At 69.0% G+C, this 20,000-nt stretch carries 19 protein-coding genes; 13 read left to right on the forward strand and 6 right to left on the reverse strand.

The features are described from left to right. The first annotated feature begins 307 nt into the window (after positions 1 to 307). Complete coding sequence (locus tag CJ177_RS05090; RefSeq protein WP_005240122.1) at positions 308 to 988, forward strand: ferritin-like fold-containing protein; 681 nt, start codon at positions 308 to 310, stop codon at positions 986 to 988. A 112-nt stretch (positions 989 to 1,100) separates the two neighbouring features. Beyond that, a complete protein-coding gene (locus CJ177_RS05095; protein ID WP_025432303.1) occupies positions 1,101 to 1,331 on the forward strand; it encodes a DUF3107 domain-containing protein in 231 nt (76 codons plus the stop codon). A gap of 57 nt (positions 1,332 to 1,388) precedes the next feature. On the opposite strand, the gene CJ177_RS05100 is transcribed toward CJ177_RS05095, so the two are convergent. Further along, positions 1,389 to 2,060 carry a TetR/AcrR family transcriptional regulator gene (locus CJ177_RS05100; protein ID WP_005259707.1) on the reverse strand — a complete coding sequence of 224 codons (672 nt, stop codon included), beginning with the start codon at positions 2,058 to 2,060 and terminating at the stop codon, positions 1,389 to 1,391. 224 nt (positions 2,061 to 2,284) lie between these two features. On the opposite strand from CJ177_RS05100, the gene CJ177_RS05105 reads away from it, so the two are divergent. The 3 genes from CJ177_RS05105 (at position 2,285) to CJ177_RS05115 (ending at position 5,679) form a co-directional block, all read left to right on the forward strand. After that, positions 2,285 to 3,424, forward strand: coding sequence for a DUF3152 domain-containing protein (locus tag CJ177_RS05105; RefSeq protein WP_005240130.1), 1,140 nt, complete (start codon positions 2,285 to 2,287; stop codon positions 3,422 to 3,424). A 134-nt stretch (positions 3,425 to 3,558) separates the two neighbouring features. Then, positions 3,559 to 4,743: an adenylyltransferase/sulfurtransferase MoeZ gene (gene moeZ, locus CJ177_RS05110; RefSeq protein ID WP_005240132.1), complete on the forward strand. Its 1,185-nt coding sequence runs from the start codon at positions 3,559 to 3,561 to the stop codon at positions 4,741 to 4,743. Between the two features lie 81 nt (positions 4,744 to 4,824). Next, entirely contained in the window at positions 4,825 to 5,679 is an 855-nt protein-coding gene (locus CJ177_RS05115) for a TIGR02569 family protein (protein WP_005240135.1), read from the forward strand. Here the strand turns inward: CJ177_RS05115 and CJ177_RS05120 are convergent. After that, positions 5,676 to 6,341 carry a FadR/GntR family transcriptional regulator gene (locus CJ177_RS05120; protein ID WP_061041166.1) on the reverse strand — a complete coding sequence of 222 codons (666 nt, stop codon included), beginning with the start codon at positions 6,339 to 6,341 and terminating at the stop codon, positions 5,676 to 5,678. The two genes, CJ177_RS05115 and CJ177_RS05120, sit on opposite strands and share 4 nt — an antisense overlap. An 11-nt stretch (positions 6,342 to 6,352) precedes the next feature. Between CJ177_RS05120 and CJ177_RS05125 the strand changes: the two genes are divergently transcribed. From CJ177_RS05125 to CJ177_RS05150, 6 genes are all read left to right on the forward strand, one after another. Beyond that, entirely contained in the window at positions 6,353 to 7,603 is a 1,251-nt protein-coding gene (locus CJ177_RS05125) for an MFS transporter (RefSeq protein WP_025432304.1), read from the forward strand. 131 nt (positions 7,604 to 7,734) lie between these two features. Further along, positions 7,735 to 9,147: an MFS transporter gene (locus CJ177_RS05130; protein WP_095867365.1), complete on the forward strand. Its 1,413-nt coding sequence runs from the start codon at positions 7,735 to 7,737 to the stop codon at positions 9,145 to 9,147. Positions 9,148 to 9,199: 52 nt separating this feature from the next. After that, on the forward strand, positions 9,200 to 11,710 hold the full coding sequence (gene nirB, locus CJ177_RS05135) for a nitrite reductase large subunit NirB (RefSeq protein WP_095867366.1): 2,511 nt from the start codon (positions 9,200 to 9,202) through the stop codon (positions 11,708 to 11,710). Positions 11,711 to 11,791: 81 nt separating this feature from the next. Continuing rightward, positions 11,792 to 12,193, forward strand: a complete 402-nt coding sequence (gene nirD / locus CJ177_RS05140) for a nitrite reductase small subunit NirD (protein ID WP_005240142.1) — start codon at positions 11,792 to 11,794, stop codon at positions 12,191 to 12,193. Next, on the forward strand, positions 12,190 to 13,347 hold the full coding sequence (locus CJ177_RS05145) for a uroporphyrinogen-III synthase (RefSeq protein WP_005240143.1): 1,158 nt from the start codon (positions 12,190 to 12,192) through the stop codon (positions 13,345 to 13,347). The genes nirD and CJ177_RS05145 overlap by 4 nt, the downstream gene beginning before the upstream one ends. After that, on the forward strand, positions 13,344 to 14,048 hold the full coding sequence (locus tag CJ177_RS05150; RefSeq protein ID WP_025432305.1) for a sirohydrochlorin chelatase: 705 nt from the start codon (positions 13,344 to 13,346) through the stop codon (positions 14,046 to 14,048). Before CJ177_RS05145 ends, CJ177_RS05150 begins: the two co-directional genes overlap by 4 nt. A 4-nt stretch (positions 14,049 to 14,052) precedes the next feature. Here CJ177_RS05150 and CJ177_RS05155 read toward each other — a convergent pair whose 3' ends face one another. Further along, entirely contained in the window at positions 14,053 to 15,801 is a 1,749-nt protein-coding gene (locus tag CJ177_RS05155) for an NTP transferase domain-containing protein (RefSeq protein WP_095867367.1), read from the reverse strand. Positions 15,802 to 15,823: 22 nt separating this feature from the next. Continuing rightward, the gene (locus tag CJ177_RS48095) at positions 15,824 to 15,949 is read right to left on the reverse strand and encodes a hypothetical protein (RefSeq protein WP_257014379.1); all 126 of its coding nucleotides are present in this window, start codon (positions 15,947 to 15,949) and stop codon (positions 15,824 to 15,826) included. A gap of 61 nt (positions 15,950 to 16,010) precedes the next feature. Here CJ177_RS48095 and CJ177_RS05160 point away from each other — a divergent pair, with 61 nt between their 5' ends. Both CJ177_RS05160 and CJ177_RS05165 read left to right on the forward strand, forming a co-directional pair. Then, a complete protein-coding gene (locus CJ177_RS05160) occupies positions 16,011 to 17,456 on the forward strand; it encodes a PLP-dependent aminotransferase family protein (RefSeq protein ID WP_095867368.1) in 1,446 nt (481 codons plus the stop codon). Between the two features lie 142 nt (positions 17,457 to 17,598). Continuing rightward, positions 17,599 to 18,864: a lipase family protein gene (locus tag CJ177_RS05165; RefSeq protein ID WP_095867369.1), complete on the forward strand. Its 1,266-nt coding sequence runs from the start codon at positions 17,599 to 17,601 to the stop codon at positions 18,862 to 18,864. A gap of 13 nt (positions 18,865 to 18,877) precedes the next feature. On the opposite strand, the gene CJ177_RS05170 is transcribed toward CJ177_RS05165, so the two are convergent. Both CJ177_RS05170 and CJ177_RS05175 read right to left on the reverse strand, forming a co-directional pair. After that, entirely contained in the window at positions 18,878 to 19,186 is a 309-nt protein-coding gene (locus tag CJ177_RS05170; protein WP_005240150.1) for an MGMT family protein, read from the reverse strand. A 10-nt stretch (positions 19,187 to 19,196) separates the two neighbouring features. Further along, entirely contained in the window at positions 19,197 to 19,982 is a 786-nt protein-coding gene (locus CJ177_RS05175) for an alpha/beta fold hydrolase (protein ID WP_061041188.1), read from the reverse strand. Positions 19,983 to 20,000: the final 18 nt, after the last annotated feature.

The raw sequence follows: 20,000 nt of genomic DNA on the forward strand, positions 1-20,000 counted from the left end.
CAGGCCGCTGGTCGGCCCGATTTCCCAGTCGACGCTCGTCGATGTCCTCTTCCGAGTCGATCCTGCCTCTGCCTCAGCGCAGAAATCGAAGATTTCGGCGAGGCGCGGCTGGGACCGTCGATCAGGTGCGCGCACATTATCGGTGGGAACCGCTGATCGGATCGTGATCGATCATCACTCAAACCGCGTTCTCCGTGGAGGCGAACGTGGTGACGAGCGGTTGCCCATGATCATTGTAGCCGGAGAACGCCCCAGAACCGGTTACGCATGGCAAACATCACTGGCCGACACACTAGGCTGTGGCGCCATGGAGCCCAACACGCCTGCATCCTCTGATTCCACCATTCCCGCTGATCACCCCGGCGTCAGTGAACTCTTCGCGGTCCTCGCGTACGGCGAGATCTCCGCGTTCTACCGGCTGTCCGAGGACGCGCAGATGGCGCGGACCCTGCAGGGCAAAGTGGCGCTCGCGAGCATGGCCGCCGCCGAGATGGGCCACTTCGAGATGCTCGAGAAGGCGCTGACCGCGCGTGGGTTCGACATCTTCGAGGCGATGGATCCGTTCGTCCGCGCCCTGGACAACTACCACGCGTCCACCACCCCGTCGACGTGGCTCGAGGCCCTGGTGAAGGCGTACGTCGGTGACGGGATCGCCGCCGACTTCTACCGTGAGATCGGGCACTCGCTGCCCGCCGAGGTCTCGCGGACGGTCGAGGAGGTGCTCTCGCAGACCGGCCACTCGGAATTCGTCGTCCACGAGGTGCAGCAGGCGATCAAGGCCAGCAACCGCGACAAGGACCGCCTCATGCTGTGGGGTAGGCGACTGCTCGGCGAGGCCATCACCCAGGCGCAGTTCGTCCTGGCGCAGCGGGAAGCGCTGACCGAACTCGTCATCTCCGCGTCCGGCGACCTCAACGGCGTCGTCGCACTCTTCGACCGCATGCAGGAGATGCACGCCGAACGCATGGCCGTGCTGGGCCTTGTGTGAGGTGTGACGGCATGTTCGCTCAGGGCACAGCCCACAGACGCGCACCGGCGGCGGCCGCTGCATTAGCCTTGCCAGGACAGCTGATGTTTCTCGGAGAGTTCGGAGGTTGACCGTGGAGGTCAAGATCGGTGTAATCGACAGCCCGCGTGAGCTCATCGTCAGCAGCGAGCAGACCCCGGACGAGGTCGAGACATTGGTCTCGGACGCCCTCACCGGTGGCGACGGGATCCTGTCTCTGCAGGACGACAAGGGACGCAAGTACCTCGTGCAGTCCAGCAAGATCGCCTACGTGGAGATCGGCCCGTCCGATATCCGCAAGGTCGGATTCGCTCCGGCCAAGTGAACACACGAGAAAGGGCCCGCAGTCGAGTCGACTGCGGGCCCTTTCTCGTGCACGGTGCTAGCGCTGTTCGGGATGCAGCGGTACGCGGGACAGACCGCCCCACGCGAGCGTGACCGTCGTGTCGACCGCTTCTTCCTTCGGGATCGGGCGCGCCGCCTCGAGCCAGTACCGTGCGGTGAACTGGCTGGCGCCGACGAGGCCGACAGCGAGGATGCGGGCGCGGTAGGGGTCGAGACCGGAGTCGTGGCTGACGAGGTCGAATACGGCGTCGACGCACGCCTCGGTGGCCTGCTCGACGCGGCTCTGCACCTGCGGTTCACCCATGAGGTCCGACTCGAACACGAGCCGGAATCCCTGCGAGTCGTTGTCGACGAAGTCGAAGAACGCCTGCACCGCGGCGCGGACACGCTGCTTGTTGTCCGTGGTCGAGCGCAGCGCCTGCCGGACGCCGGAGATCAGGCTGTCGACATAGCTCTGCAGCACCGCCACGTACAGCTCGAGCTTGCCGGGGAAGTGCTGGTAGAGGACGGGCTTGCTCACACCGGCGCACTCGGCGATCTCGTCCATACCGGCAGCGTGGTATCCGCGTGTGACGAAGACCTCGCTCGCTGCGGCGAGTAGCTGCAGTCGCCGGGCGTCACGGGGGAGTCGCGTGCTGCGACGGGCCCCGGTGCCCTTTCCGGGGGTGGCATCGCGATCGGAGTTCGTCCGATCCGCGAGTTCAGTCATAGCGCTTCCAATCTGCACAAGTATTCCGCGTCACATTCTGTGTAACTGTGTGAACGATACCCGCGCGTAGTGAACCGTTCATGGTGGACTCGCTGGACTCGCCCGGTCAAGCATATTGCCTGACTGGTAACTGGGGCCCTGTCGGGGTCGGGGGCACCTGGTGATCCGGGTAGCCGCGACGTTGCGGAACGTATCCGCGTGACACGCCGAATGACCTGCGGACGGTGCACTGGGACGAGGCGGTGCCGGACTGTGAGATTCTGGGCTGCGTGACTGACCGAGGAGGACCGCGTGTTCGCGGCCGGGCTCCCCAGAGCTCCGAGGACGGGGAGCGACGATCGCGCAGCATCGACCGGCGTGACGTCGGTCCCCGCGCTTCGCAGTCGGCACCGACGGCGCAGTCGCATCAACCGCTCCGCGCGCAATGGGACCCGACCAGCCGCGACGTCGGCAGGCCCCGGAACCCGCGCCCCGAGCGGCAGGCGAGGAAGCAGAGCCGCATCGGCCGGTTCGTCTCCACCTACGGTTGGCGGGCCTACGCGATCCCGATCCTGCTGGTGGTCACCGTTCTCGTCGTGGTCGACGCGGTCCGGGACACCGGCGGTGGCAGCGAGACGACGGCCGAGACCGACACCCCCGGATTCGGCACCCTGTCCCGGGACACCGACGGTTCGAGCGTCATCGGGATCCCACCGGAGGCCGACGGCAACTTCGCCGCCGAACTTCCCTCGGGCGCGCTGCCCGAGGGAGGTCCGTTCACGGCGGTCGGCGCAGGCACCTGGCACGTGGTTCCCGGGAGCGGGACCAAGGTCGGGCAGGGCACCGAACGCGAATTCACGTACAGCGTCGAGATCGAGGACGGGGTCGACACGTCCGGATTCGGCGGCGACGAGTCGTTCGGCCGGATGGTCGACCAGACGCTGTCGAATCCGAAGAGCTGGACGAAGGACCCGCGGTTCGCGTTCCGCCGCGTCGACCAGGGCGACCCCGACTTCCGGGTGTCGCTGACGTCGCAGATGACCATCCGCGAGGCGTGCGGCTACGACATCCAGCTGGAGGTGTCCTGCTACAACCCCGGCATCGATCGCGTCGTCCTCAACGAGCCGCGCTGGGTGCGGGGCGCCATCGCGTTCCAGGGCGACATCGGGTCGTACCGGCAGTACCAGATCAACCACGAGGTCGGGCACGCCATCGGCTACCAGGACCACCAGCCGTGCGAGACCGAAGGTGGCCTCGCGCCGGTGATGATGCAGCAGACGTTCGGAACGGCCAACAACGACATCGCGCAGCTCGACCCCGAGGGAATCGTCCCGATGAACGGTCTGACCTGCCATTTCAATCCGTGGCCGTTCCCGAGGGCGTGAGCCGGGCCCGCCACGCGCGACTGCCGGTGGGAGGGGAAGAATGGACCCCGTCGGAACGTTGAACTCAATGCTGTCCGACACATCGGAAGCTGTCGCGCAATCGTCAGGAGTGGACCGTGTCGCTTGACCGTTCTGTGAAGACCACCGAGGCATTGCCGCCGCTGGTGGAACCGGACGCCGAACTTTCCCGCGACGAGGTGGCGCGGTACAGCAGGCACCTGATCATCCCGGACGTCGGCATGGCGGGGCAGAAGCGTTTGAAGAACGCGAAGGTCCTCGTCATCGGCGCGGGAGGCCTCGGCTCACCCGCCTTGCTCTACCTTGCGGCGGCCGGTGTCGGGACGCTCGGCATCGTCGAGTTCGACGAGGTCGACATGTCGAACCTGCAGCGGCAGGTGATCCACGGCCGGTCCGACGTGGGCCGTCCCAAGGCCGAGAGTGCGCGCGACTCGATCCGTGAGATCAACGACAACGTCGACGTCCGGTTACACGAGTTCCGGCTCGAGCCCGACAACGCCGTCGAATTGTTCGAGCAGTACGACCTGATCCTCGACGGCACCGACAACTTCGCCACCCGGTACCTCGTCAACGATGCTGCCGTCCTCGCGCACAAGCCGTACGTGTGGGGCTCGATCTACCGATTCGAGGGCCAGGCGTCCGTGTTCTGGGAGGACGCGCCGAACGGTCGCGGACTCAACTATCGGGACCTGTACCCGGAGGCGCCCCCGCCGGGCATGGTCCCGTCGTGCGCCGAGGGCGGGGTGCTGGGTGTGCTCTGCGCGTCGATCGGTTCGATCATGGCCACCGAGGCGGTCAAGCTGATCACCGGCATCGGGGAGTCGCTGCTCGGGCGACTGATGGTCTACGACGCACTCGACATGACCTACCGCACCATCACGCTGCGCCGGGATCCGGCGCGGACCCCGGTCACCGAACTGATCGACTACGACGCGTTCTGCGGCGTGGTGTCCGACGAGGGGCAGGCGGCGGCGGCCGGTTCGACCATCACGGCCACGGAACTGCGCGATCTCCTCGACTCCGGCAAGGACATCGAACTGATCGACGTGCGCGAGCCGGTCGAGTGGGACATCGTGCACCTGCCCGGTGCGGTGCTGATCCCGAAGGACCGCATCCTGTCGGGCGAGGCGCTGTCGGAGCTTCCGCAGAACAAGCCGATCGTGCTGCACTGCAAGACCGGGGTCCGGTCGGCGGAGGCGCTGGCCGCGCTGAAGAAGGCCGGCTTCTCCGACGCCACACATCTGCAGGGCGGCGTGATCGCGTGGGCGAAACAAGTCGACACCAGCCTGCCTGTCTACTGACCTCCGTCGTGGCGGGATTGCCGACTCCGGGCCAGCGCGCCTTGCGCTGTCCCCGGCCCACCCGGCGGTAGCGTTGAGTTCGTGAGCACAGGCCAACCCCCTCAACACGTGTGCTCCACGTTCGGCCTCCGGGAAGTCGAGCCCATCCCCCTCGGTGCGGACTGGGACGGCGGGTGGCTCTGTGGAGACGTAGTCCTGTCAGCCGTCGCCGACCACGCGCGCGCCGCGTGGTCCGCCAAGGTCCGCGAGACGCTCGAGGTGGAGGGGGTGCGGCTCGCGCGTCCCGTGCGGTCCACCGACGGCAGGTATGTGGTGTCCGGGTGGCGCGCCGACACGTTCATCGAGGGCACACCCGAGCCGCGTCACGACGAGGTCGTGTCGATGTCGGGGCGGCTCCACGCCGCGACCTCGCAGCTCGACCGTCCCCGGTTCCTCGTGCAGCCCCCGGTCGCGCCGTGGGCGGAGGTCGACGTGTTCGTGGCGGCGGATCGGGCCGCCTGGGAGAAGATCCCGCTGCGCAGCGCGAAGGGTGCCGAACAGCTCGAGACGCCGTCCCCCGACGGTCGCAAGAGCCTGGAACTGATCACCGGGCTCGCGACGCTGCGCAAGCCCGTCACCAGCCCGGACCAGCTGGTGCACGGGGACCTGTTCGGTACCGTCCTGTTCGCCGGTGCCCTCGCACCCGGGATCACCGACATCACTCCGTACTGGCGTCCCGCGTCGTGGGCGGCGGCGGTGGCCGTGGTGGATGCCATTTCCTGGGGTGGAGCCGACGAGGCCCTCATCGGCCGTTGGGAAGATCTGCCCGAATGGCCGCAGATGCTTCTGCGTGCGGTGCTGTTCAGGCTCGCCGTCCACGTGCTGCACCCCCGCTCGACCGCGGAGGCGTTTCCCGGACTCGCCCGCACGGCCGACGTGGTACGGCTCCTGCTCTAGGTGAGCAGCTCCGCGAACAGATCGCGGGCCGCCGTGGTCGCGGCGGACTCGTCCCCGTCGACCACCGCCTGGATCAGACGCCCGTGCTCGTCGTGGAACCCCGCACCGGTCGCGTGCACGTGCCGGTCGACGGTCTGGGCGATCGAGGGCAGTAGCGAGTCGTAGAACTCCAGATACACGGCGTTGTGACTCGCTTCGACGATCGCGCGGTGCAGGCTGATGTCCGCCGCGACGGCGGCCTCCGTGTCGGATTCGGCCCAGCATCGGGAGCGTTCGTCGAGGAGATTCTGCAGGCGTGCGATGTCGTCCGGGGTGCGGCGCCGGGCGGCGAGGGCGGCGGCGGTGACGTCGAGCGCCTGCCGCAGTTCCGTGACGTCGCGCTCGTGCGCGCCGGCGAAGTACTTGCCGAGTGTGCCCCCGACATCGGAGATGGCGACGACGTACGTGCCGGATCCCTGCCGCCGTTCGAGCAGCCCGGTGTGGACGAGGGCCTGGACTGCCTCGCGGACGGTGTTGCGTCCGGTTCCGGTGAGTTCGGACAGCGCGGTCTCGGTGGGGATCTTCTCGCCGACCGCCCACCGACCGCTGCAGATCTCGACGCGCAGCTGCTCGGTGACCTGTGAGATCAGACTCGAGCGGCGCACGGGTTTTCCAAAGGTCATCCTGTCATCCTATGATTTATCTCGTGACTCTTCTACGCGGCCGCCTCCTCGTCTTCTGTGCGATCGCCATGTCTGCTCTCGTCCTGAGGCTGGCGGTCACCTCGTTCACACCGCTGGCCTCGCAGATCCGGGAGGACATCGGATTCTCGCCGACGGTCGTCGGGGTGTTCGGGATGGTGCCGACGGCCATGTTCGCGCTGTTCGGACTGGGAACCCCGCTCATCGCCAAGCGGTGGGGCCTGGAACGGACCGCCCTCGTCGCGATGCTGATGGCCGCGGTCGGCATGCTCACGAGAGCCCTGATGAGCGACACCTGGTCGTTGCTGGCGCTGTCCGCGCTCGCGCTGGCCGGCATGGGGATCGGCAACGTGGTGATTCCGCCGCTCGTCAAGCGTTACTTCTCCGACCGGCTGGCCGTGATGAGCTCGGTGTACATCGTCGGCGTGCAGATCGGAACCATCGCACCCGCCTTCGTGGCCGTCCCACTCGCCGAGGCCTTCGGCTGGCGGTTGTCGATCGGCATCTGGGCGCTCCTCGGCTTCGCCGCGGCGGTCCCGTGGATCCTCCTTCTCACCCGCGAACGACGTCGCGCCGTGGTCGTGACGGCGCAACCGCCCGCGGACGCTCCGGCCGACCGTCCCCACGGGAAGGCCTGGCGATCGCCCGTCGGCTGGGGAATGGCCGGCATGTTCGGGATGACGTCGATGATCACGTACTCGATGTTCACCTGGATCCCCGACATCCTGTCCGACGCCGGCGCGAGCGAGGCGTTCGGCGGAGCCATGGTGGGTCTGTTCTCGTTCATGGGTCTCGTCGCGGCGTTCGGGGCCCCCACGCTGTGCGCGCGCATGCGCAACCCGTTCCCGGTCGTGATCGGGTGCGCGGTCTGTTACCTCGTGGCCTTCAGTGGACTGCTGCTCGCCCCGATGAGCGCGCCCATCCTGTGGATCGTGCTGCTCGGGCTCGGGCCCAGCACGTTCCCGATGTCGCTGACGCTGATCAATCTCCGCACACGCAGCCACATCGGCTCGGCGACGCTGTCGGGTTTCACCCAGGGCGTGGGCTACGCCGTCGCGTGCCTCGGTCCGTTACTGTTCGGGGTGTTCCACGATGCCTCCGGCGGGTGGACCCTGTCGTTCGGATTCTTGACGTTCGGCGTGGTGATCCTCCTCATCGCAGCGTTCCAGGCGTGCAAGCCGCGCATGCTCGAGGACAGCTGGCACGTCGATTCCGAGCCTGCGGACGCTCTTCGACACGCCTAGGAAACATGCAGGAAACCTCACATCGGCCCGGCTGAAAAGTGAGGATCAGTTGACGTTGCGGTCACCGACCGCAGCACCGCCGCAACACCGGTTTTCTACCTTTGGGTCTCCCACACAACGAGGAGGCCCGGGTGAAGAAGCACTACATCGAGCACTGGGACGCGGAAGACGTCGACGCCTGGGAGGCGGGCGGCAAGGACATCGCCAAGCGGAACCTGATCTGGTCGGTAGTCGCTGAGCACGTCGGCTTCTCCGTCTGGTCGATCTGGTCCGTCATGGTGCTGTTCATGCCGACCGACATCTACGGGATCGACGCGGCGGGCAAGTTCTTCCTCGTCGCAGTCCCGACCCTCGTCGGCTCGATTCTGCGAATCCCGTACACGGTGGCGACGGCGCGCTTCGGCGGCCGCAACTGGACCGTCTTCAGCGCCCTCGTCCTGCTCGTGCCGACGCTGTTCACCCTCTACCTGATGATGAACCCCGGCGCGTCGTACACCACGTTCATCCTCGTGGCCGCACTCGCCGGCGTCGGCGGCGGCAACTTCGCCTCGTCGATGACCAACATCAACGCGTTCTACCCGCAGCGACTCAAGGGCTGGGCCCTCGGCCTCAACGCCGGCGGCGGCAACATCGGCGTCCCGATGATCCAGGTGATCGGCCTGCTCGTGATCGCCACCCTGGGTAACACGGAGCCCTGGATCGTCTGCGCCGTCTACCTCGCCTTCATCGCCGTCGCCGCGGTCGGCGCCGCCCTGTTCATGGACAACCTCGGCAACCAGAAGTCCGATCTCCGGTCGATGGCCAAGGCGCTGAAGTTCTCCGACTCGTGGGTCATCAGCTTCCTCTACATCGGCACCTTCGGATCGTTCATCGGCTTCAGCTTCGCGTTCGGCCAGGTCCTGCAGATCAACTTCCTCGCCGGTGGCGCCACCCCCGCCGCGGCTGCGCTGCACGCCGCGCAGATCGCCTTCATCGGACCGCTGCTCGGCTCCATCGCGCGGCCGATGGGCGGCAAGCTCGCCGACCGCATCGGCGGCGGCAAGATCACGCTCTACACGTTCGTCGCCATGGCGCTCGCCGCCGCAGTGCTGGTCACCGCAGGCACCGTCGACGACGGCACGCCCGGCGCGGCCACGGCCGGAGTGCTGGTGGCGTTCGTGGTCGGCTTCATCACGCTCATCCTGCTGGCGGGCATCGGCAACGGCTCGGTCTACAAGATGATTCCGTCGATCTTCGAGGCCAAGGCGCAGGGACTCGAGGGCCTGAGCCGGGACGCCAAGGCGGCGTGGTCGCGCGCGATGTCCGGCGCCCTCATCGGGTTCGCGGGCGCCATCGGCGGCCTCGGCGGCGTCGGCATCAACCTGGTGCTGCGCGCGTCCTACGGCGGCACCGCGAAGTCGGCGACCATGGCGTTCTGGGTGTTCCTCGCCTTCTACATCGCCTGCATCTTCGTCACCTGGTTCGTCTTCCTGCGCCGCCCGTCCGTCACTCGTGGGCTCACCGTCTCCGACGGCGACGACGAAAAGGTGTCGGTCTCGGCGTGACCTCACGCAGTACCGCATGAACTCGAGTAATTCAGCTAGAAGGAGCGACGGCATGAGCCGCAAGTCAGCAGTGGTCATCGGGCACGGAATGGTCGGACATCGATTCGTCGAGGCGTTGCGTGCGCGCGACGAGTCGGACGACTGGTCGGTGACGGTGCTCTGCGAGGAGCCCCTCCCCGCGTACGACCGGGTGGGACTGTCCTCCTATGTGGGGGCGTGGGACCCCAAGGAGCTTGCGCTCGCGGGTAACGACTACCCGGACGACGCTCTCGTCGATCTCCGGATCGGCCGCCGGGCCGCGACCATCGATCGGGAGTCCCGCAAGGTCACCACCGATTCGGGCGAGGTCGTCGCGTACGACGCTCTCGTGATGGCCACCGGTTCGTACCCGTTCGTGCCGCCGATCCCCGGGCACGACCGGCCGGAGTGCTTCGTCTACCGCACGCTCGACGACCTCGACGGCATCCGGAAGCGTGCCGACACGGCCGGCCCCGGCGCCGTCGGTGTCGTCGTCGGCGGTGGCCTGCTCGGGCTGGAGGCCGCGAACGCCCTCAAGTTGATGGGCATGACACCGCACGTCGTCGAGTTCGCGCCCCGGCTGATGCCGCTGCAGGTGGACGAGGGCGGCGGAGCGCTGCTCGCCAACCTGGTCACCGACCTGGGTCTCACCGTCCACACGGGTGTCGGCACCGCGGGCATCACCGAGGGTCCGGACGGGATCAGCGTCGAATTGTCCGACGGTTCGGTGATCGAGGCCGCGCTGCTGGTGTTCTCCGCTGGTGTGCGGCCGCAGGATCAGCTGGCCCGCGACGCCGGACTCGAGGTCGGCGAGCGGGGCGGGATCATCACGGACCTCGGCTGCCGTACGTCGGACGAGAACATCTACGCGGTCGGCGAGTGCGCCGCGGTGGAGGGACGGTGCTACGGCCTCGTCGCTCCCGGTTACACCACCGCGGAGATCGTCGCGGACCGGTTGCTCGGCGGGGCGGCGGAGTTCCCGGGCGCGGACCTGTCCACCAAGCTCAAGCTGATGGGTGTGGATGTCGCCAGCTTCGGCGACGCGCACGCGCAGACCCCCGGCGCCCTGGAGGTGGTCCTGAGCGACGCCGCCAAGGGCACCTACGCCAAGCTGGTCGTGTCCGACGACGCGAAGACGCTGCTCGGCGGCATCCTCGTCGGCGACGCCTCCGCGTATGCGTCGCTGCGCCCGCTCGTCGGACGTGAGCTGCCGGGCGATCCGGCCTCGCTGATCTCGCCGGCGGGGGAGAAGCCCGGCGCCGGGTCCCTGCCCGACGACGCCGAGGTGTGCTCCTGCAACGGCGTCACCAAGGGTTCGATCTGCGGGGCCATCGCCGACGGTGCCTGCGACATCGCGCAGGTCAAGAGCTGCACCAACGCCGGAACGACGTGCGGCGGCTGCCTGCCGACCATCAAGCAGCTCCTCGCGTCGTCCGGCGTGGTGATGTCCAAGGCGCTGTGCGAGCACTTCGAGCAGTCCCGCGCCGAGCTGTTCGAGATCGTGCAGGCCACCGACACGCGCACGTTCTCCGCGCTGATCTCGAAGTACGGGAAGGGTTCGGGCTGCGACATCTGCAAGCCCGTCGTCGCATCGATCCTCGCGTCCACCGACTCGGACCACATCCTGCACCGCAACCAGGCGGGTCTGCAGGACACGAACGACCACTTCCTTGCCAACATCCAGAAGAACGGCACCTACTCCGTGGTGCCGCGGATGCCAGGCGGCGAATGCACTCCCGAACAGCTCATCGTCATCGGCGAGGTGGCCCGCGACTTCGGCCTCTACACGAAGGTCACCGGCGGTCAGCGCATCGACTTGTTCGGCGCCCGCGTCGAGCAGCTGCCCGCGATCTGGAAGCGTCTCGTCGACGCGGGCATGGAGTCCGGTCAGGCCTACGGCAAGTCGCTGCGCACCGTGAAGAGCTGCGTCGGATCCACCTGGTGCCGATACGGTGTGCAGGACTCCGTCGGTATGGCGGTCGACCTGGAGAATCGGTACCGCGGCCTGCGGTCCCCGCACAAGATCAAGTTCGGCGTGTCGGGCTGCGCCCGCGAATGCGCCGAGGCCCGCGGCAAGGACGTCGGCGTCATCGCCACCGAAAACGGCTGGAACCTGTACGTCGGTGGCAACGGCGGCCAGTCTCCGAAGCACGCCCAGTTGCTCGCCGGTGGGCTCGACGACGAGACCCTGGTCCGCTACATCGACCGGTACCTCATGTTCTACATCCGGACCGCGGATCGTCTCCAGCGCACCGCGCCGTGGGTCGACTCCCTAGAAGGCGGGCTCGACCACCTCAAGGCCGTGGTGTGCGAGGACAGCCTGGGCATCGCCGCCGATCTCGAGGCGGCCATGGCCAAGCACGTTCTGGGATACAAGGACGAGTGGGCGGGCGTGCTCGAGGACCCGGAGAAGCTGTCGCGGTTCGTGTCGTTCGTCAACGCGCCCGAGGAAGCCGATCCGACCGTCTCGTTCGACGACACGGGCGTCCGGAAGGTTCCGGTGTTGATGGGAATGCCGAAATTCGCAGCTTCTACATCGGAGTAATCCCCGCTTAACGCTGCGGAAACACCGACCCCGAACGATGTATCCAAGCACGGATACACACCAGCCCGAAGGAGGACTGTGATGACCGTCGTCGACATGAACGTGCACAGTGCCAGTGGAACCAGGCGTGAAAGCGTCCAGTCAGGCCGTCTCGAATGGACGTCCGCGTGCCCGCTCAGCCAGCTGATTCCCGGTCTCGGGGTGGCGGTGCTGCTGCGGGACGGGGAGCAGGTGGCACTGTTCCTGCTCGAGGACGGATCGCTGCGCGCCGTGGGCAACATCGACCCGTTCGGGCGCGCGGCCGTGATGTCCCGCGGCCTCGTGGGTGACCGGGCCGGTGAGCCCACCGTGGCGTCGCCGCTGCTCAAGCAGGTGTTCTCGCTGGTCGACGGACGCTGCCTCGACGACGAGTCGGTGCGGCTGCCCGTGTACGACGTGCGGGTGTGGGCCGGCGTCGTCCAGGTTCACAGCACGAACGCGTGAACGACGACACGCCGCTGTGCGGGTTCACGATCGGAATCACGGCGTCCCGGCGTGCGGAAGAGTTCGCCACGCTGCTGACGCGGCGTGGTGCCACCGTGGTGCACGCCCCGGCCATCCGCATCATCCCGCTGGCCGACGACACGGAACTCGAGCGCGTCACGCGCCAGATCATCGACAACCCGCCGGAGATCGTCGTCGCGACGACGGGGATCGGCTTCCGCGGCTGGATGGAGGCCGCGGACGGCTGGGGCGAAGCGGAGGAGCTGGGCCGGGCACTGGCCTCGAGCAGACTGCTGGCCCGCGGACCCAAGGCGAAGGGCGCGATCCGGGCCGCGGACCTGCGGGAAGAGTGGTCACCCGCCTCGGAGTCGTCGGCGGAGGTGCTCGATCACCTGCTCGGTGAGGGCGTCGAAGGAAAGCGCATCGCGGTCCAGTTGCACGGCGCCACCACGGAATGGGAGCCGGTCGCGGACTTCTGCGAGGTGCTCCGCTGTGCGGGCGCCGACGTGATCGCCGTCCCCGTCTACCGGTGGACGGCGCTCGAGGACCAGGCCCCGATGGACCGGATGATCGAACTGATCGCCTCCGGCGGGCTCGACGCGGTCAGCTTCACCAGCGCACCGGCGGTGGCCTCGCTGCTGACCCGCGCCAAGGAGACCGGAATGATCGAGATGGTGCTGCATTCGTTCCGGCACCGAGTTCTCGCGGCCTGCGTGGGACCGGTGACCGCTGGACCGCTGCGCGAACTCGAGGTGCCGACGACGATGCCGGCGCGCTCGCGGCTGGGGGCACTCGCCCGGCACATCGCCGACGAGCTGCCGAGGCGGGCGAACAAGATCCAGACCGCCGGACACGAATTGAGCATCCGGGGCGGCTGCGTCGTCGTCGACGGCGAGGTGCGGCAGCTGCCCCCCGCCGCGATGTCGCTGATGCGCACGCTCGGCGCCCGGCCCGGCCGGGTCGTTCCGCGGGACGAACTGCTCGCGGCGCTGCCCGGTGGCGGCGGCGACACCCACGCCGTGGAGACGGCCGTGGCTCGGCTGCGGGCGTCCCTGGGCGCACCGAAAGCCGTCCAGACGGTGGTTAAGCGGGGATACCGCCTCGCTCTCGACCCCGTCGACTGCGTCGATTCACGTGAGGAGGGACAGCAATGAACGAGACAGCACTGGTATTGGTGGCACACGGAACGCGGAGTCCCCGGGGCGTGGAGATGATCGCCGCGCTCGCCGACGCCGTCGCCGAGCAGGTCGGACCCACCCGGGTCTCCTTCGTGGACGTTCTCGGGCCGTCGCCGGCCGAGGTACTCCGCGACATCACCGGGCCCGCCGTCGTGGTTCCGGCGTTTCTCGCGTCGGGCTACCACGTCCACACCGATGTTCCGCGGGAAGTCGCGGACAGCGGTCACCCCTCGGTGGCCGTGACCCGGGCGCTGGGACCGGACCCCGTTCTCGCCGAGGTCTTGCTGCGGCGCCTGGTCGACGCGGGCTGGCGGCCCGGCGACGCGGTCGTGATTGCCGCGGCCGGCTCGTCCGACCCCCGGGCCCTGCGCGACGTCCGGCGCGCCGCGGCGCTGCTGTCGGAGCTCGTGGCGTCGCCGGTCCGGATCGGCTACGTGGCGACAGCGCAGCCGCGCGTCCCCGACGTGGTGGCCGGATTGCGCGCGGACGGCGAGAAGCGCGTGTTCGTCGCGTCGTATCTCCTGGCCCACGGACTGTTCCACGCGCGTCTCGCCGATGCCGGTGCGGACGGAGTGGCCGAGCCGCTCGGTGTCGATCCGGCCATCGTCGGCCTCGTGGCGGAGCGCTACCGCAGCGGAATTCCGGCCGCGCAGCGCACCCTGTCGTTCCAGCGCTGACCCGTCAGCGCGGTAGCGGCACCAGCTCGGCCAGATCCCCGTCGGCCGCGCCCGCCGGGACCAGCGCCAGCGCTTCGCGGTCGATCAGGCCCGCGAGATGCGCGGTGCGGATTCCGGGGTCGACGCGCCACGTGCCGTCCGGTTGCGGGACGGCGGGCAGGATCCGGGTGGCGTCGCCACTGACCTCGGACGCATTCGCGATACGCGCCAGCTGACGTGGTGCCGGGGTGCGACCCGTGAGTGCGGCCGCGATGGACGGAACCGTGGTCAGGAGCGTCACGACCGCGGCGTACGGGTTTCCGGGCAGCCCGAGCACCACCCGTCCGTCCGGCAAAAGGGCGGTCACCTGCGAACCGCCGGGGCGGCACCGCACCCTCCCCACCACGATCCGGGCCTCCGCCCGGTCGAGCGCCGCACGCAACTGGTCGGCCGCGCCGCCTCCGGTCGCCCCGACGATCACGATCAGATCGGGCTGGCGGACTTCCCGGAACAGTTCGTCGAAGCTGTCGGACGTGTCCCGTAGGTGCGTATCCGCGACCGTCCGGATGCCACACCACGAGAGGAACTGAGGGAGAACGGGTCCGAGAGCGTCCCGCGTCTGCCCTCGTCGCAGCGGACCGTCTCGCCGGATCTCGTCCCCCGTCACCACCACGTGCGCGCGGACGGGGCCGCGGACCCCCGCGGTGGTCACCTCCGCGCTCGCGGCGGCGGAGACGAGTGCGGGCGTGACGGTCGTGCCCTCCACCGCGAGCCGGTGCCCCTCGTGCCAGTCCTCGCCGCGCCGCCGCGCGTCGTCGCGCACGGGGGCGTCCTGACTGCGGGACAGTCGCGGTCCCTCGGAAGTGTCTGTCACCACAGCGAATTCATCCCGCACGACGGCGGTGGCGCCGCTGGGGAGGTGCGCGCCCGTCGCGATCCGGGCCGCCTCGCCCTCCGCCAGCTCGAGTTCCTCGGAGCTCCCCGCGTACCGGATGTCGTCGCGCAGCACCCACGGACCGTCGCCTGCGACGGCGTATCCGTCCATGGCGGAAACGGCGATGCGCGGCAGAGCTTCGGCGGCGAGCAGCGGCTCGGCGAGGGTGGCGCCGAGCGACGAGCCGAGCGCCGCGGACCGCGGTGGGAGCGGGGGGACCGCGGTCAGGATCGCGTCCCGGGCCTCGGCGATCGTGACCGGCGCCGCCGCGGCCCTGCTCCGGGCCCGCTCGACGTCCTCCGGTGTGTCGCAGTCGGTGACGCCGCGGAAGAGGACCGTGTCGAACGTGTCCGGAACGAGCGCCTTCATGGGCTGATTGACCGCCGACCCGAGCGAGCGCACGCGGTCGGTCAACGCACCGACGCGCCACGCGGACAACAGGAACTGCAGGCGGCCCGACTCGTCGACCGCGAACACGGTGTCGGCGTCCTGCACGACGGCGGCGAGGGTCTCCACCATCGCGGGCTCCGCGAACGGCAGGTCCGACGCGAGCAGTATCACCCGGTCTCCCGGTTCGGCGTCGAGCACCGCCAGTCCGGCGGCCACCCCCGCGACCGGCCCGGCGCCTGGTGGCGTCTCCTGCGTCTGGAGCACCGTCGAATCGAGGTCGGCGCGCCGAGGTCCCACGACGACGATGCGCTCACAGTCGTCGACGGCGTCGAGAGCGGTGTCGAGCATCCGGCGTCCGCCGACCACCACGGCCGGCTTGTCGACGCCGCCCATCCGAGTGGCTCGTCCACCGGCGAGGACGATCGCGTGAACGGGTGCGGCAGAGTTCATTCCCTCATGCTGCCGCACATCCTCAGTCGCTGTGCAGGTGGCTGCGCGGGGGTCCGGTGAGCCCGGACCGCCCGCCGTGCGCCGTGCTGACGCAGAGCCAGGCCACCGACACCAGGCTGAGGGTCAAGAGGATTCCAATTACCAGCATGTATCGATTGTGGGTGCGAAGTGGACCGCGATGTCCAGTCCTCTGTGGGAAAGTGGCCTGTATGAGTGGTGAACCAGTCCGAATCGTCTCGGCAGCCGAGTTGGCGGTGCTGCTCGGTGCGGCGCCCACCGGCGGGCAACCGCTGTACCGCGGGCTCGCCGACGCCGTCCGTGAGAGGGTCGCGGACGGATCGATTGCCGTGGGAGTGCGGCTGCCCGCCGAACGGGCCCTCGCGGAGGAGCTCCGGCTCAGCCGGGTGACCGTCAGTGCCGCGTATCGCGAACTGCGCGAGGCCGGTTGGGCGTCGGCGCGACACGGATCGGGGACCTTCGTGGCGATGCCGTCGGGCCCGCCGGCGTGGGGGAGCATGGTGGGTGCGCCGGTGGACGGTGTCATCGACCTCGTCAACGCCGCGCCGGCCGCCGCCTCCGAGCTCAGGGAGGCCTATCTGGACGCCGTCGACCAGCTGCCCCGTTTCATGCCCCAGCACGGATACCACCCCGGCGGACTGACGACGCTCCGCGCGGCGATAGCGGGCCACTACACGCGCCGGGGTCGCCCGACCACCGCGGACCAGATCCTCGTCACCGGCGGCGCGGGCGATGCGACCGAAGTGGTGTTCGAGGCTCTGGTCGAGGCGGGCGACCGGGTCCTGGTCGAACATCCGACCTATCCCGGCGCGGTCGAGTCCGTGCAGGCCGCCGGCGGCAGGCCCGTTCCGGTGCCGATCGACGCGACCGACCCGGACGCGTTCGTCGCCGAGGCGGACCGGGCCGCGCGGCAGAGCGCCCCGACGGTGGCGTACCTGATGCCGGACTTCTCCAATCCGTCGGGAGCCAGGGCGACTCCCGACGGCAGGCGGCGGCTGGCCGCGACCCTGGCCCGCCACGGCGTGGTGACCGTCGTGGACGAGGTGGCGGCGGAACTCGTGCTGGACGGTTCGGACGACCTCGAGCCGTTCGGCGTCCCGGTCCCGGAATCGACGACCGTGGCGATCGGCAGCCTCAGCAAGACCGTGTGGGGAGGAATCCGCATCGGCTGGGTCCGCGCCGAGGTCGCCCGCACCGCGCAGATGGCCAAGATCATGGCGCGCAGGCAATTGTCGGTCTCGGTGCTGGATCAGCTTGCTGCCGTGCGCTTGTTCGCCTGGCACGACCGTCTGGTCGCGCAGCGCCGCCGCGACCTCCGGGTGCAGCGGGACGCGCTCGCGGCGGCCGTCGACGAGCAGTTGCCCGGGTGGGACTACGTGCTGCCCGCCGGGGGTCTGTCCCTGTGGTGCACGCTCCCCGCCGGAACGAGTTCGACGGAACTCGGCGCCGCAGCACGGTCGAGGGGTCTGCTGCTGGCTCCCGGGCCCCGATTCGGCACCGGCCATCTTTTCGACGACCACCAGCGGTTACCCTTCACGCGGCCGGTGTCCGAGCTGACTGCGGCCGTGAATGTCCTTGCCACCCTGGTCGTGTCCGGCGACGCCTCGATGTCCGCGACGCCGACGCTCGTCGTGTGATCCGCGGGTGTTCGACGGCGAAAGTACCTGTGAATCGAAGTATCAGTCAGAGACCACTTCGGTACCGGGAAAGGGGCTGATCTTTATCGACGCTCTGGCATAGTGATGCCGTCGACCCGCTCGCTGAATTGTGGGGTATGTCATGGGCTCGTTGTTCCGCAGATCCTTCGGCACCGCTGTACTCGGCTCGGTCCTCGCGCTGACTGCCGCCCTCGTGGGCGCAGGCACCTCCGCGGCACAACCACCATTGCTGTTGCCCCCCTTACTGTCCCCGCCGGCCGCCGACGCCATCTTCCCCGTCGCCGACCCGGACCCCTTCTACATCCAGCCCGCGGACGTCGCCGACCATGCTCCGGGCGAAGTACTGAAGATCCGCCAGCTGCCGCCGTCGTACTACTTCCCCGGTAGCGCGATGTGGGAGCTGCTGTTCCGGACCACCGACTCCGAGGGCAAGCCGATCGCGGCGAACACCACGTACGTGCTGCCCCCGAACCACGTCCCGGACGGCCCGCTGGTGTCGTACCAGCACATCATCAATTCGCTCGGCAACAAGTGCAAGATCGTCACCGAGCTCTACACCACCGACCCCCTGCACCAGATCCGCGAGGCTGCCGGACTCAACATCGCACTCGCGCGCGGGTGGGCAGTGGCGCTGCCCGACCATCTGGGACCGAGGATGGCGTACGGCGCGGCGAAGCTCGGTGGCCAGATCACCCTCGACGGCATCCGCGCCGTCCAGCGGGTCCCCGAACTGCAGGTGCAGAACAGCAAGGTCGGACTGGGCGGGTATTCCGGCGGCGGCATGGCCACGGCCTGGGCGGCGGCGCTGGCACCGAGCTACGCCCCCGAACTGAACATCGTCGGCGCCGCCGAGGGCGGAACCCCGATGAACCTGGTGAAGATGGCGGAGGCTCTGGGCACCAACCCGCACCCCGCGTTCGGTCTCGCGATGGCCGCCGCGCTGGGGCTGGAGCGCGAATACCCGGACCGCATCGACGTCAGCGGCCAGCTCAACGATCAGGGCCGCTGGATGAAGCAGATGATCGGCAACGGATGCACCAACGAGATCATGCTGTTCGGAATCGGGCGCAGCGCATCACAAATGACCGACAACAAGAACTTCATGGACGATCCGGAAGCGTGGAAGGTGATGGAGGAGAACAGCCTGGAGCTCTATCCGGGCGTGCCCACCACGCCGATCTTCGAATGGCACAGCCCGACGGACGCACTGATCCCGGTCGATTCGATCGACATCACCCTGCGGCGGTACTGCGACGCGGGCACTCCGGTGCAGACGCTGCTCACCCCGACCCCCGACCACCTGTCGGCTGCGGCGCTGGGACTGCCCCAGGGGCTGGACTGGATGGACGCCCGGTTCCGCGGGGATCCCGCGCCGAGCACCTGCTGAGGCGGGCGGGACGTCAGCCGGACTGATCGAACCGGTGCCGGGCCGCCGCGAGATCTACGCGGCCGTCCCGGATGGGAACACCCTCGAGTTCGAGCTTCGCGATCTGCCGGTGTGCGAGATGCGGCGCCGGTCGTCCCGACGCGCCCAGCACCCGGTGCCAGGGGAGATCGGCGGAGTCGGTGCGCATGATCCAGCCGACCGTCCGCGCACTGGACAGCCCTGCCGCCGAGGCGATGTCGCCGTACGTGGCTACCCGTCCGGACGGAATCGACGCGACCAGTGCGCGGACCGCCTCGACTTGTTCCTCCGTCGTCGCGACCATCACGCGACCATCAGAGGAGTGTCCGGACGAGCTCGGCGACCTCGTCGGGCCGGGCCTGCGGCACCATGTGATCGCAGTCGAGGTCGACGGCGGTGAGGTTGTCGCCCAGATGGTCGGTGAGAGCCTTGCGGAACTCGGGTGTGACATACGGCGGCTGCACCTTCGACGCCTGCACGAGGACGGTCGGCAGGTGCGCGGGCGGCAGGACGGCCTCGCGCGCGAGTTCCCCCCACGCCGTGACGACGGCGGGGGTGGACAGCCGCCAGTTGACCCGGCCGTTCGCCAGCGGCACCAGGTGTTCGGCGATCTCGTTCTCGAGGACGTCGCGGGCCACTTCACCCCACGAGCCGTGCACCTTCTCGGATCGGGCCTCCGCGACGTCGGTGTAGTCGGGGGACGAGATGGTGAGATCCGCCACCGACTGCATCACCTCGGGATCGAGCCCGATCGCGGGATCGAGCAGCACGAGTCCCCGGACGCGGTCGGGGACGGCGCGCGACAGGTGCAGTGCCAGGGCGCACCCGAACGAGTGGGCCACCACCAGGACGGGTCCCCGCGCATGTGCGTCGAGTGTGTCGACGAGGCTCGCGACGTGGGCTTCGAGGTTCCACGGCGGCGCCCACGTGGAACGGCCGTGCCCGAGCAGGTCCGGGGAGATCCAGCGGGCGTCCGGCAGCTGGTCGGTGGCCAGCGCCTCCCACCGTCTGCCGTGACCGGTGAGTCCGTGCAGGGCGAGGATCTCGGTGCCGTCCTCGGCGCCGAACAGGTACGTATTCAGTGCTGACACGTGACCCATGATGCCGGATCGGGTCGC

It is taken from the genome of Rhodococcus sp. ACPA1, from assembly GCF_002300195.1.
GTDB lineage: Bacteria > Actinomycetota > Actinomycetes > Mycobacteriales > Mycobacteriaceae > Rhodococcus_F > Rhodococcus_F opacus.

Coding starts and splice junctions, on each gene's coding strand:
- CJ177_RS05090 (WP_005240122.1), top strand. CDS start 308: ATGGAGCCCAACACGCCTGCATCCTCTGATTCCACCATTCCCGCTGAT.
- CJ177_RS05100 (WP_005259707.1), bottom strand. CDS start 2,060: ATGACTGAACTCGCGGATCGGACGAACTCCGATCGCGATGCCACCCCC.
- CJ177_RS05120 (WP_061041166.1), bottom strand. CDS start 6,341: ATGACCTTTGGAAAACCCGTGCGCCGCTCGAGTCTGATCTCACAGGTC.
- CJ177_RS05125 (WP_025432304.1), top strand. CDS start 6,353: ATGATTTATCTCGTGACTCTTCTACGCGGCCGCCTCCTCGTCTTCTGT.
- nirB (WP_095867366.1), top strand. CDS start 9,200: ATGAGCCGCAAGTCAGCAGTGGTCATCGGGCACGGAATGGTCGGACAT.
- nirD (WP_005240142.1), top strand. CDS start 11,792: ATGACCGTCGTCGACATGAACGTGCACAGTGCCAGTGGAACCAGGCGT.
- CJ177_RS05150 (WP_025432305.1), top strand. CDS start 13,344: ATGAACGAGACAGCACTGGTATTGGTGGCACACGGAACGCGGAGTCCC.
- CJ177_RS05155 (WP_095867367.1), bottom strand. CDS start 15,801: ATGAACTCTGCCGCACCCGTTCACGCGATCGTCCTCGCCGGTGGACGA.
- CJ177_RS48095 (WP_257014379.1), bottom strand. CDS start 15,949: ATGCTGGTAATTGGAATCCTCTTGACCCTCAGCCTGGTGTCGGTGGCC.
- CJ177_RS05160 (WP_095867368.1), top strand. CDS start 16,011: ATGAGTGGTGAACCAGTCCGAATCGTCTCGGCAGCCGAGTTGGCGGTG.
- CJ177_RS05165 (WP_095867369.1), top strand. CDS start 17,599: ATGGGCTCGTTGTTCCGCAGATCCTTCGGCACCGCTGTACTCGGCTCG.
- CJ177_RS05170 (WP_005240150.1), bottom strand. CDS start 19,186: ATGGTCGCGACGACGGAGGAACAAGTCGAGGCGGTCCGCGCACTGGTC.
- CJ177_RS05175 (WP_061041188.1), bottom strand. CDS start 19,982: ATGGGTCACGTGTCAGCACTGAATACGTACCTGTTCGGCGCCGAGGAC.